Annotated in this window: 9 protein-coding genes and 1 pseudogene; 2 read left to right on the forward strand and 8 right to left on the reverse strand. The window is 45.3% G+C overall.

Features of this window, described 5'->3' with window-relative positions:
- Window positions 1-54 precede the first annotated feature (54 nt).
- Both PCC7418_RS02180 and PCC7418_RS02185 read right to left on the reverse strand, forming a co-directional pair.
- Window positions 55-1398, reverse strand: coding sequence for a nucleotide sugar dehydrogenase (locus PCC7418_RS02180; protein WP_015224536.1), 1344 nt, complete (start codon window positions 1396-1398; stop codon window positions 55-57).
- Between the two features lie 203 nt (window positions 1399-1601).
- Window positions 1602-3782 carry an EAL domain-containing protein gene (locus PCC7418_RS02185; RefSeq protein WP_015224537.1) on the reverse strand — a complete coding sequence of 727 codons (2181 nt, stop codon included), beginning with the start codon at window positions 3780-3782 and terminating at the stop codon, window positions 1602-1604.
- A 238-nt stretch (window positions 3783-4020) separates the two neighbouring features.
- Between PCC7418_RS02185 and PCC7418_RS02190 the strand changes: the two genes are divergently transcribed.
- Window positions 4021-4902 carry a polysaccharide lyase gene (locus PCC7418_RS02190; protein WP_015224538.1) on the forward strand — a complete coding sequence of 294 codons (882 nt, stop codon included), beginning with the start codon at window positions 4021-4023 and terminating at the stop codon, window positions 4900-4902.
- 45 nt (window positions 4903-4947) lie between these two features.
- Here PCC7418_RS02190 and recA read toward each other — a convergent pair whose 3' ends face one another.
- From recA to pheT, 4 genes and pseudogenes are all read right to left on the reverse strand, one after another.
- Window positions 4948-6051, reverse strand: a complete 1104-nt coding sequence (recA, locus tag PCC7418_RS02195) for a recombinase RecA (RefSeq protein WP_015224539.1) — start codon at window positions 6049-6051, stop codon at window positions 4948-4950.
- Window positions 6052-6200: 149 nt separating this feature from the next.
- A complete protein-coding gene (locus PCC7418_RS02200) occupies window positions 6201-6353 on the reverse strand; it encodes a YciI family protein (RefSeq protein ID WP_235620731.1) in 153 nt (50 codons plus the stop codon).
- Between the two features lie 302 nt (window positions 6354-6655).
- Window positions 6656-6814, reverse strand: a pseudogene (locus PCC7418_RS19650) (YciI family protein); the annotation flags it as partial.
- 4 nt (window positions 6815-6818) lie between these two features.
- On the reverse strand, window positions 6819-9263 hold the full coding sequence (pheT, locus tag PCC7418_RS02205) for a phenylalanine--tRNA ligase subunit beta (protein WP_015224540.1): 2445 nt from the start codon (window positions 9261-9263) through the stop codon (window positions 6819-6821).
- A 358-nt stretch (window positions 9264-9621) separates the two neighbouring features.
- Here pheT and PCC7418_RS02210 point away from each other — a divergent pair, with 358 nt between their 5' ends.
- The gene (locus PCC7418_RS02210; protein ID WP_015224541.1) at window positions 9622-11169 is read left to right on the forward strand and encodes a serine/threonine-protein kinase; all 1548 of its coding nucleotides are present in this window, start codon (window positions 9622-9624) and stop codon (window positions 11167-11169) included.
- 12 nt (window positions 11170-11181) lie between these two features.
- Here the strand turns inward: PCC7418_RS02210 and sixA are convergent, their stop codons facing one another.
- Window positions 11182-11682: a phosphohistidine phosphatase SixA gene (sixA, locus tag PCC7418_RS02215; RefSeq protein WP_015224542.1), complete on the reverse strand. Its 501-nt coding sequence runs from the start codon at window positions 11680-11682 to the stop codon at window positions 11182-11184.
- Window positions 11683-11756: 74 nt separating this feature from the next.
- Window positions 11757-13052: an RNA-guided endonuclease IscB gene (gene iscB, locus PCC7418_RS02220; RefSeq protein WP_015224543.1), complete on the reverse strand. Its 1296-nt coding sequence runs from the start codon at window positions 13050-13052 to the stop codon at window positions 11757-11759.
- Window positions 13053-13079 lie beyond the last annotated feature (27 nt).

Here is a 13079-nt window from a genome sequence, read left to right on the forward strand (position 1 = left end):
ATTGGAGATGGTTTTAGCATATCTCTTTCAGCACCAATCTTCCCAAACCTCAATCTAAGTTTTTTGTAGCTGTTTAACGTTTTGATCGGTTTCACAAGAAACGACACTGCCCATGGGATAGTAAGACTCTTGTGGAGAGGCTAAATTAATGATCGCAATCTGCTTCGGAAGGGCTTGCATCGCTGCTTTAAACTCAGGGCGATTATGGGAGACGATCACCGCTTCTACCCCCGCTAATGCTGCCTCCAGACTGGGACGATTAATTTTCTCAATTTGGGGAAGTTGACGCTCTAAATATTCTCGATTCGCCCCAACCAGTTTTTCGGGTTGTACATCGGGATCAAAAACTTGGATATCCCTATGATCGCGCCAGAGATCGTCAATCAGTTTGAGGACAGGACTTTCCCGTAAATCATCGGTATTGGGTTTAAAACTTAATCCGAGAACAGCAATTTTCCTGACATTTAAATCATAGACTTTGAGAGCAGCAGCGCGAACTTGACGTTCATTACTGGGTAAAATCGACTGTAAAATCGGTAAATTTTCCCCTAACTGCTGACCATGAAACGTAATTGAGCGCAGATCTTTCGGTAAGCAAGACCCACCAAACGCAAAGCCTGGACGCAAATAAGCAGAAGAAATATTGAGTTTCGTATCGGCGCAAACCATTTGCATCAGTTGATCGCCATTAATGCCCAAGCGGTCACTTAAACGACTAATCTCGTTGGCAAAACCAACTTTCAAGGCATGGAAGGCATTATTCGTTTGCTTGAGCAGTTCCGCAGTTTCAATTGCTGTCCGATACACTTCACCAGGAATTCCCGCATAAAGTTGAGTGGCAATGTCTCCTGATTTAGGATCAAACTCTCCCACAACAGTATAAGGGGGATCAAAGAAATCATTGATTGCAGTGGATTCCCGTAAAAATTCAGGATTCATCACTAAACCAAAGTCTTCACCGCAAGTTTTTTGGGAGTGGCGTTCTAATATCGGCAAGACCACCTTGCGGGTTGTCCCTGGGAAAATGGTACTCCGCATCATGACAACGTGATACCGAGAGGTTTCGCGCAGTCCATCACCGATTTCTGCAGCAACACCGCGCACATATTGGAGTCCTGTACTACCATCTGGTGCGCTAGGAGTCCCAACACAAATTAAGGAAATATCAGCACTAGCGACTTCAGGAATACCGTTACTTACCCCCCGAATTTTACCCTGACGCACGCCAGCTTGGATCAGTTCATCTAAACCCGGTTCTTTAATAGGGCTTTTACCTTCATTCAGGGCTGTGAGTTTTGCCTCTAGCTTATCAACGCCAACAACCTCATGACCCATTTGGGCAAAACAACCGGCTATGACTGTGCCCACATAACCTAGACCCCAGACAATAATTTTCATTGACTATCAACCTCACTCATTATCTTAGATAGATTCTTCATCCGATTCAGCTAGAAACTCTGGCTGTATCATGAGTTTCTAGTAATTTAAGAGAATATACTGGATTAACTTGTCTTAAGTTAGCATAATCTCAGTTAATTTGTCTAGAATATTTTGATCGCTTCTCCGTGTAATTCAAGATTTTCTTTTAAGTATGACAGCCATTAAGAAAGCAGATTCTTGACCCAGCGTGGCACAAACCGCGTTACCTGTTGTTGCCAAGATTTGTTTTCTGTACTGAAGGTTAAGCGAGTGGGTTTTCCTAAGCCACAAAATTGGTCAGTGTTTTTATGGGCTGGCGGTGGAGGGATCATCACCTTGACCCGAGAAAGTGATTTGCCCACTAATTCGGGTGCAATGGAAGGAACAAGAGCCTGTACCTGTAACCGTTTTGATCGCTCGACATCTCCTAAAGGACTCACGCCTTGAATCAACTCCAATTCACCTGTAATAGCTTGCTCAGAGTTCCCCAATTCCACTAAAACGGGTTTTTGGGGATTAATCCGAGCAGCTGCTTCTGCAGAGATGACTGCTTCGGCCCAAAGTTCATTACAATCGAGAAGTGTCAAGACTTGTTCTGATTGATTGACCGTTTCTCCTTGCTCAGACTCCGTACTATAAACCACAGCATCAAGGGGGGAAGTGACTGCTAGAGCTTGGCGGTCACTGTATTGAGATTGGGCTTGGCGCAGTCTCTCTTCGGCGATACGCACATCGGCACGGAGGGTATTGATGAGAATGGTTTGGTCTTGAATTTGTTGACGGAGTTGGGTGGTTTCTTCCACAAAACTATCCCCCCAGTTGGGATAGCGGTTCATAGCAATTCGTTCTTGGGAAGCACGAAATGCAGTTTCTGTGGAACTGAGGTCTTCTTGTGCTCGCTGCACTTCTGCTTGAGCCACGCGCCAAGTGGATTCGGCTTGATCAACCACTTGTTGCGCGATCGCGCCTTCTGCTCTTAAATTACGAAATCGTTCGTAATCCAAACGGGCTGATTTTTCTTGGGCTTGAGCTTTTTCTAACCCTGCTTCTTTCTGGCGGACATCCCGACGATTAATTTCATTTTCCACAGTCCATAGCCGTTCATATTCCGATTCTTGTTGAGTCAGACGGGATTGTAAGAAAGCAAGAGATTGTTGGGCTGCAAGAAGTTGATTTTTCTTAGTTTCCACTTCTCCCTGTAGTTGCAATAAAGCCTGTTCAGTATCTTGAGAACGACCAATTTGCATCAACACTTGACCAGAGCGGACAGAAGTTCCTGGGCGAGGGTAAAAGGCTTCAAGCGTACCGTCAATGGGAGAACGCAGCCGTAACACACGACCATTAACCACCCCATTGTCAACAATAATTCGTGAAGCACGATGAGTAAACGCGATCGCGCCAATACCGATGAGTGCGCTTCCCATACTGATTAATAAGGTTCCCGTTAGGATGCGTCGCCATAGTTGCGGTTTTTCTGGTAGTTCTACTGCTGGAGAAGGAGTTAATTCCCCTTTACTGGCGGGACTGCTTAAAGGTGTAATGGTTTCGCTGGGTCGAGTCGCCAGTGCTTTACTATTGTCAGAACTTTTGAGTAAAGGAGCTTGCTCTGGGATGGCAGTTGCTTGATGCAAATGATTCCCTTGAATCGCGTGGAATCCTGCTGCTTGAACCAGTTTGAGGGTACTTTCATCGGTAATAAATTTAGCGGTGACTTGACCGAGGGATTGGCAAAAACTTAAAGTTGCTTTGGCAAAGGCTTCACTTTTGGGATCATCTTGTAGCCGTTTTAGAAACTGTTGATTCAGTTTAATGGTGTCGATCGGTAATGCTTCACATTTGGCTAAAGATAAATCATGACTGGCAAAGTCATCGAGAACAATGAGACAGCCAAGATTTTTCAGTTCTGTGAGAAAGGTTAGGGCTTGAGAAAAATCTTGCGCGATCGCGCTTTCGGTAATTTCAAAACGCAAACGTTTCGGATCAATGTTTTTCTCTTGCAGTGACAATTCCAGTTCTTCTAAGAATTCCCTATTCCCGAGCGTTTCTTGTGAGAGGTTAACTGATAACTGCAATGATGAATTGTGGCTTAAAGCAAGCAACGCCTTCTGCATAACGAGCGCATCCACCCGAGCAAGTAATCCAGCCTTTCCCAAAATGGGCAGAAACTCAGGGGGTAAATGGAGTTGTTCTTGTTCATCTCGCCAACGCAATAAGACTTCATTGTATAAAACCGCTCCCGTTTCGATGTCGTAAACCGGTTGATACCACAGTTCAAAAGTCCCTCGTTCAAATATCGCTTCTGGGTTACTTGTCCATGATGTTTTTTTGTAATTGGAATTGATAGACAATTGCTGTTCTGCCATTGGACTCAAAAAAATTCAGTGTAATAATGGTGTTGTTAATACTTAAGTGTTGCACATCCTCGCGTTTTTGAGACTTAACTACTTAACAATAAAAAAGTGTTTTAATCACTATTTTGAGTAGGACTATAACAAAATGGGCATTGCCAGTGCAATTGGGGTGTATCTTTTTGATCACGGCTTGATCGGAAATCATGGAACTCAAACATTTAGGTATCTCAGATAAAAGTCGATCAGAGACATGAATAAAATTACTGAAATTTTCAACCACTGCCAAAGAAAATTAAACGTCTTGCGATGGCATCAAGTGATCCTCTTATTTGTTTTCAGTAGTCTCTTGTTTCTCCTCTTGGGTCATTGCGAGCAGTTGGGCTTTTCCCAGACCAAACAAGAGCTTTGGTCAAGTCAGTTTAAAAGTTCTGACTGGCTTGATGCTTGGGGAAAATTGGAAAGAGGAGAATGGGGATTAGACAATTTGGAAATTACAGTTGAGCCGACTCAGGAATTTGAAAAGATTCTCCGTGTTTATTATCCGGCTCATTCCGCTAGCCCAACCGTGGCGAGAAAGGGATTTCCTTTAGGAGGCGCACAGTTTTACGGAACTTTAAATCTACCGCCTCAAGACGCACTTCTCTTGAGTTATTACGTTCGTTTCCCGAACCATTTTCAGTTTGTTAAAGGCGGAAAGTTACCAGGATTATTTGGGGGTCAAGGAAATAGTGGCGGTGAGATTCCAGATGGAAGCGATGGTTTTTCAACTCGTTATATGTGGCGTGAACAAGGGAAGGGAGAAATTTATGCCTATCTACCAACCAGTCAAAACTATGGGACTTCAATTGGTCGCGGTCGTTGGCGGTTTCAGCGCAATCAATGGTATCACTTACAGCAAAAAATTATCTTAAACCAACCGCATCAAGCTAATGGGGTTATACAAGTTTGGGTGAATGGAAAAGAAGTAATTCATCAGAAAGATGTTATTTTTCGCACCACTGATGAGTTAAAAATTGATGGTATTTTATTCTCGACTTTTTTCGGAGGGGGTGATTCTTCTTGGGCGACACCAGAAGATACCTATGCTGATTTTGCTGATTTTTCCGTTGCTGTGGTGGAATCGGATGATTGAGAGCTTGCGCGATCGCGCTTGTTGTTGCGCGATCGCGCAGGCGACTTACTCTTCTTCCATCTCAGAAGACTCACTCTCACTCACGTCACTATTTTTCTTCGACTTTTTACTGGTGGCTGAGTTAGCCTGAACCAGTGCACCCATTTCGATTTTTTCGTGAACCGCTGCTTCAATTTCAGCAACCTTTTCTGGATTTTCCTCTAAATATTTAATGGTGTTATCCCGTCCTTGAGCAATATTATCTCCCTGATAGCTGTACCACGCGCCTTTGCGATTAATGACATCTGTTTGTTCTGCAATATCCACCAAACAGCCTAACTGAGAAATCCCCTGTCCAAAGATAATATCAAACTCAGCAATACGGAACGGTGGCGCAACTTTATTCTTCGCCACTTTCACTTTCGCTCGAATTCCATATTCCCCTTCACTTCCTTTTTTCAGGGTTTGGATGCGTCGAATATCCAAGCGTACCGAACAATAAAACTTGAGCGCGTTACCCCCTGTGGTCACTTCTGGGCTACCGTAAGTCACCCCAATTTTTTGTCGCAGTTGGTTGAGGAAAATTACCGTACAGCCTGATCGACCAATATTCCCAGCAATTTTTCGCAGAGCTTTACTCATCAAACGAGCTTGTAACCCCACTTGCGTATCTCCCATTTCCCCTTCAATTTCAGCGCGGGGGGTAAGGGCTGCTACAGAATCCACCACAACAATATCAACCGCAGCAGACCGCACCAGTTGATCCACAATCTCCAACGCCGATTCTCCTGTGTCTGGCTGAGAGACTAAAAGGTTCTCAATGTCAACCCCTAGAACATCGGAATACGTGGGGTCGAGGGCGTGTTCGGCATCCACAAAAGCAGCCACTCCTCCTGCTTTCTGGGCTTCCGCGATCGCGTGGAGAGCTAAGGTTGTCTTCCCTGAACTTTCTGGACCATAGATTTCAATAATTCTCCCTTTGGGTAACCCCCCACCCAAGGCAATATCAAGGGTATGTGCACCAGTGGGAATGGTTTCCACCTTCATCTGCGCTGCATCCCCAAGGCGCATAATTGAGCCTTTGCCAAAATTGCGCTCAATCTGATTTAGCACCAAGTTCAGGGCTTTCTCTTTATCGGGATTATTAGTCATTGTACTAGTTGATGCCATGGTGGTAACAGACTCTCTCGGACGTGACTTAAGCAATGTCTCTCTATTGTATATGCTTTTCCCAGTTATCTGAAGCGACTGCTAGATCCCGCATTTGGTGACAAAAAAGTTGGGTTTCGTTACCTCTACCCAACCTACATTTTTTCTTTTTAAAGGGCTTGTATCCACGCTTTGACCTGATACTCTGTCCAAATCCCATTTTGCCAATAGGGGTCATTTTCTACTAAGTTGCGAACTGTTGCTTCATCAGGCGCATCATTTGACGCTCCAACGGCTAAAAGCGCGTTGGATTCTTTCTTCATCGAGACACCTTACAACTTCCAGAAACGAGTTCTTTTAGTCCCAGAGGGCATTCTCTCCAAAAGCGTTGATTATCCTGTTCGGGTGCGCCCCACCCTACAGTTTAGAACTGAATATTGTTTTGGTTTTACTGGTACTTCCGTTAAGAAGCTAACGTTTTTAAAGAGGATTTATCGTGCCTCTAGTAAATGCTGCTATTATAGCAGAAACTGATCGAGTTTGTTCGTTTTCAGGCTATCGAAGCCTTTAACTCACCGCCTTATATCCAACGTCTTAAAGACGCTTGGTTTTACGGCGACATCTATAAGCCAAAGACTTGTTTTAAGTCTTTCGTCGGTCCAATGGTGAGCAATGTTCCGTCTTCTTTCTGGGCTTTTAACCCGTCTAAATGGGCTTGACGATAGGGAGCGCGTTTTTCTTCTACGTTGTCGCAATAACTGCCCCACATGACATATTTTGGCATAATTTTAACTCCTTAAGGTCACTTCAAATTCTTGGGTGAGTGCTTTGCGGACTTTTTCCAGTAAGGGTTCAACTTCTTCATCGGTTAAAGTCCGATCGCGCGCTTGATAAGTTAGGCTAAAGGCTAAACTGCGCTGTCCGTCAGGGACATTTTCGCCACGATATTCATCAAATAATTCCACTTTTTCTAATAACTTGCCACCTGCTTTTTCCATCACCTGCATTAACTCCGCCACAGGCAAATCAACTGGGGCATAAAACGCCATATCTCTTGCCACTGCGGGATAAGTGGAGAAAGGAGAGAAACGAGACTGAGAGAGATTTTTTTCAGCTAAGGCGGTTAATAAGATTTCTAAGTCAAAACTGAAGACATAAACCGCCTCTGGGAGATCATGGTCTTGGCGAAACTGCGGATGGAGTTGTCCGAATAAACCCAAACGCTGATCATCCAGAGAAATCACTGCGGTGCGCCCTGGATGTAACCGTTCATCTTCCGAGGTGGCTGCATAACTAACGCTGACCCCTAAGCGATTAAACACTGCATCTAATAAGCCTTTTGCTTGATACCAGGTCATCGTTTGACCTTGACCCGAAGTTGTCCATCGTCCTTGGGGAAATCGTTCACCGCCCATAATTCCAGCAAGGGTATCAGCTTCTGCAATTCCTGTTTCCGTTTGCCAAAAGCGTCGTCCGATTTCAAAGGCATTTAAAGCGCCATTTCCCCGCGCCAAGTTGTAGGAAAAAGCATTCACTAACCCTGTAATTAGTTCCGTCCGTAATGCCGAATATTCTTGAAATAGAGGATTGGCGAGAGTGACTGCATCTGCTTCTGGTTTGACCAAGGAATAATGCAAAACTTCCGTTAAGCCCACCGCCCGCATTGCTTCCCGAATGCGATTTTTATTTTGTTGGCGAACGGATAACATCCCTGGTTGACTTTGTTCGGGGAGGGTATCGCAGAAGTAATCATAACCGTAGAGACGAGCAATTTCTTCAATGAGATCAATTTCCCGTTCTAAATCGCGATCGCGATAGGGAGGCACAATCACTTCCCAACCTTCACCGCCATCAACATTATAAGGTTTAAGTTGACAGCCTAAAGCGGTTAGAATCCCCTTGATATCTTCTGGGGTCAATTTGCCATCATCGCGGTTGTTCACCTGACCTAACACTTGCTGAATCCGATCCAAACGTAAAGTCAAAGTACGCTGGCGTTGTTCGGGATGGAGACGATGATCCGCCATTGCTTGTTGAGTGGGAGTCCCTTGGGCTAATTCTTGCAGCAGCGCGATCGCGCGTTGACTGGCTTGTTCTAACTCCGCTTGATTCACCCCTCTTTCGTAGCGAGTAGAGGCTTCGGTGCGTAACCCTTGCACCCGTGCGGATCGTCGCACCGCCACGGGGTCAAACAGGGCTGCTTCTAAAATAATATTTTCCGTTTGATCATGGACTTCCGTTTCTTCACCGCCCATAACGCCCGCCAAGGCGACAGGGACATCATTAGCCGTAATAATCAAATTTTCAGACTCTAGATCACGGGCTTGTCCATCGAGGGTGGTGAGGGTTTCCCCTTTTTTCGCAAAACGCACGCCAAGGGTTAAGTCTTCTCCTCCAGCCCCTGTTTTCAGGCGTTCTCGATCAAAAGCGTGTAGGGGCTGTCCCCATTCCAAGAGAACATAATTGGTAATATCCACCACATTATTAATCGGACGCACCCCCGCAGCTTGTAACCGTCGTTGCAACCATTGTGGAGAGGGCGCAAGACTTAAATTTGTAATTTCCGTGGCAATATAAGCAGGACAAGCCTCAGTTGCGGTGACAGTCACACCCAAACCCCCTTGGTCAGTTGAGATTTCGGTTTGAGGGATTTCGGGAAGGGTCAACTTTTTCCCTGTTAAGGCGGAAACTTCTCGCGCCACACCCACCATACTCAACGCATCTGCACGATTAGCAGTTGTCGTTAAATCCAGCACCACATCATCCAGTCCCAGCAGGGGATAAACGGGTTCTCCTAGGGTCAGGCTATCATGATCATTAAAAATATAAATCCCATCCGACTCTTTTTCTAAGCCTAACTCTGCCAGAGAGCAAATCATTCCTTCTGATTTGACCCCACGCAGTTTACTGCGTTTAATTTTCAAATCTTTAACAGGCAAATATGACCCCACTGTTGCCACAGGAACATAAGCCTCAGCGCGAACATTCGCTGCGCCACAGACAATATTTAAAGGCTCATCTGCGCCCACATCGACCGTACACACACTGAGTTTATCGGCATTGGGATGGGAATTCTTTTCTACCACTTTACCAACCACCACCCCTTCGGCAAAACGACGGCGGTATTCAATTTCTTCGACTTCAAACCCCGCGATCGTTAAAATTTCCCCGAGGGCTTCTGGGGTGAGATCAATCTCAACAAATTCCTGCAACCAGTTTAGAGAGACTCGCATCGACTTGTTTGGTGCTACTAAAAAAACTCAGCCTTCTTATTGTCACCCAAAAGCAAGCAGGTTTCAAGTTGGGAAACCAAACTACCCTAGGTGAAAAGAAAATTAATACGATCAAACATAGCTAGAATCACCAAATTTTAACCTGCTAGGCTAGAATAAATTAGTGATCTTCAGTTGTATTTTGCATGAGGAACTAAGGTATGCTGTTAGGTAACTCTCAGTCAGATCCAGTTCAACCTGTTTGTGTTTGCATTTATGATTGACGGTAACTGGAACCCGTTGCGAATTAAGACAGCAAGATTAAACCGAATTTGCTCAATCCCCAATCAATCTGACACTGTATCCTGAAACTAACCAGATGATTTACTGTCTGAATCCGTCTTGCCCCAATCCGAAAAACCCCAACAAAACTAGAATTTGTCAAAGCTGCGGTAGTGATCTCAAGCTGAATAATCGCTATTTGGTGGGAAAAACGCTAGGTCAAGGCGGGTTTGGCGCAACCTTTCTCGCAGTGGATACCAGTTTACCAGGGAATCCAGTTTGTGTGATTAAACAATTGCGTCCAGCGAATAATACTGAAAGTTTTTTAAAGATGGCGCGGGAATTATTTCAACGGGAGGCGGAGACATTGGGGAAGTTAGGGAATCATCCCCAAGTCCCTCGGTTGCTGGATTATTTTGAAATTCAAGAGCAGTTTTTTTTAGTGCAGGAGTTTGTGAAAGGGTCGAACTTGCAGAAAGAAGTGAAAAACAATGGCCCGTTTACCGAAGCAGGAGTGCGTCAATTCTTAACAGAAATTCTGCCCTTGTTTGAATATATTCACTCCCAAAAGGTGATTCACCGTGATATTAAACCTGCTAACATTATTCGTCGCGAAATTGATCGGAAATTAGTTTTGATTGACTTTGGGGCGGTTAAAAATCGCGTGAATGAAGTGATGGCTGCGGATCTCTCTGGAGATAACCCATTGACCTCTTTTGCGGTGGGAACCCCTGGCTATTCGCCTCCCGAACAAATGGCAATGCGTCCGACTTATGCCAGTGATATTTATAGTTTGGGTGCAACTTGTATTTATTTGTTAGCAGGACGCTCTCCCAAAGATATAGGGTATAATTCTCGCACTGGGGCTTTAGATTGGGAACAGTATGTTGATGTCAGCGATCATCTCAAAAGAGTCTTGAAGAAGATGCTAGAGATGGCAGTGCGCGATCGGTATCAGTCAGCGCAAGCAGTTTTAGATGGTCTGGAAATGGAAGCCTATGAGGAAAGTTTGTCACAAGGTCTTGTCAAACGCTCTCCTGCTAGTAATAGTGGCAATCTAGAACAGAAGAATAGTAAGGATCAATCCAACTGGACTTCTAAAGTCGCCGAGTCAATTCGTCAACGTCGCACTCGTATGGGGTTACCCACCAGTCGTCAGGGTGATAATAGTCAAGGGTTGAGCGGAGGGGAACGCTCGCGAACGGCTGGTTCTCGGAAATTAACGGCAAAACAACTGGCTCATCAATATCGACAAGGGAGACGAGATTTTTCTCACATTGATTTATATCGCCTCGAATTAGAAGAAGCGAATTTAAGGCAGTGTATTTTCCGTGAAGCCAATTTAATGCAGACGAATCTTCGCAAAGGAGACTTAAGAGGGGCTGATTTTGCCAATGGCAACTTAAAACGGGTTGTCTTACGAGAGGCAAAACTGAGTAATGCCTTTTTTAGTCATGCGGATTTACAAAAGGCTGATTTACGGAAAGCGGATTTAACCCTTGCCAATTTTCAAAATGCAAAGCTGGCGGAGGCGGATCTCTCGGGGGCAAATTTAACAAATGCCAAAATTACAGAGAAGCAATTGGCAGAAGCAAAAACGAACTGGGCAACAATTTTGCCGAATGGGAAACGAGCGTTATGGTAGGCTGATATCAGATTAGTTTCTGAGCAGCCATTTGGGAGGGGTGAGTAAAAATAATTCACTGCGCCCCAAGGGACTCCCCTGATCGGGACAATTTAAACCAATGACCCCTGCTTTTTTCACCACTAACTTTTCCTGAGTTTCTCCCCAAACTAATAATTCCGCCCAGTTTCCTAAGTCAGGTTGATGACCCACTAGGGCAATCGTCTTGTGATGCTGAGGCAAATGTTCCCACCACTGCACCCAGTCTTGAAGATTACCGCCTGGAGCGAGAGCCGAAAAGGTTTCTACAGTTTCCGTCAACCCCACTTCTCGCAAAATCTCAGCAGTTTGGGTGGCTCTCAGGAGGGGGCTGGTTAAAATTAGATCAAAGGTCACACCGATGTTTTGGATTTCCTTGGCAATTTTTTGGGTCTTTTTCTGTCCTTCTTCCGTTAAAGGGCGCGTTTCATCGGGTTGGGAGGGAGCGCGATCGACAGCAATGCCATGGCGAATCAAATAAAGTTGTTTAGACATGATCTCACGGAAAAACCTCGATACGTTTGGAAGCCCTGTCGCTTTAGCGCAGGGAGGAAAAACGAACGGCGACTTTAGTCGCCTATGGTATGAGAGAACGCATAAGCATAACCATCCCTTTTGTGAATTGGTTGACAATACCTGTGGCTAATTCCAGACACTCGACCCGATTGAGTCGTAACATCAAAGCTGCCGGATGCGCGACAGAGAACTCGCCCAACATAAGACCCGATTTTCTTGCCTTTTGTGACAGTGGCAGTAATGATATCGCCAGTCTGAAATCCTTTATGAGTTTGCACCCGTGAGCGGTGACGCTTTGGAAAACCAAACTTGTCAGTGCCACACATCTGTCGAGTACCATGTCCTTTTGCTGCAATTAGCAACGGTTTTGTGGTCAGGACTTTAAGTGAATCGATTTCCCCGACACTTGCAGCATCTAGCCAGTGGGTTTTAGGTAGGTCTAATCGAGTCCGATTAAACTTGGTTTGTCCCCCCGTGCCTGTCGCCACAGGCAAGCCTGTCTGTTTCAGAGCATTGAACAATGCCCACTGGGTTGAATTGACGGCTGCCGCATCTTTGAGCGGTAATTGGGACTGCTTCAGGATACGATTCAATACGTCAGGTTTGCTCGACAAAAAATCTCGAATGTCCCGATTGCTTTTAGATTGATTGCATGAGTGGCAAGCTAGGGTCAGGTTAGAAACCTGGTCGGTTCCCCCTTTAGACTTGGGGTGAATATGATCAACTTCAAGCGCTACATTTTTAGCTCCACAGTAAGCACATTTCCGATTCCATTTCTCCAATAAATATTCCCTGACTTCATAGCCTTGCAATTCCCCTTGCTGGTACTCAATGCCCGATATCTCAGGGTTCTGCATTAGTTGCAGATCGAACCTTACTAGCTCTTGGGAAATGCGAGCAATTGGGGCAAGCTTGCGAAAGCGGTTAACCCATGTCATTGTGGTATCTACCCGATGTTGTAGGCTAGGGGGTAGCCAGCCTTTTGGACGAGTCCGATTCAGAAATCGAGCTTGGCGATAGCGAGTTTTGCGATTTCGTCGGCTTCGTCGTAATTGACGACGGGACAGCAACGCATCCTTGATTTGCTGACCTCGATGTTCAAGCTCCGCCCCAAAGATTACCTTCGTGCCCTGTACGATCGCAATTCCTGTGACCCGAGAACCCGGATCGAGTTTAAGTTCCAAGTCTTGCATGGGTATGTCTGGGCAGGCTTCTTTTAGAATGATGGTGAACGGATAACGGCGAAATACGGCGGCATTTCCTCTACTGAGGAGTCGTCGAGCTTTCCCCGGATGCACTGGGTCTAGTGGCTGCTTGTTGGTGTCTAAGACAAAAACAAAATTTGACATTGGAATCTCCGTAAAACGGGTAATGTT

Source organism: Halothece sp. PCC 7418 (assembly GCF_000317635.1).
GTDB lineage: Bacteria > Cyanobacteriota > Cyanobacteriia > Cyanobacteriales > Rubidibacteraceae > Halothece.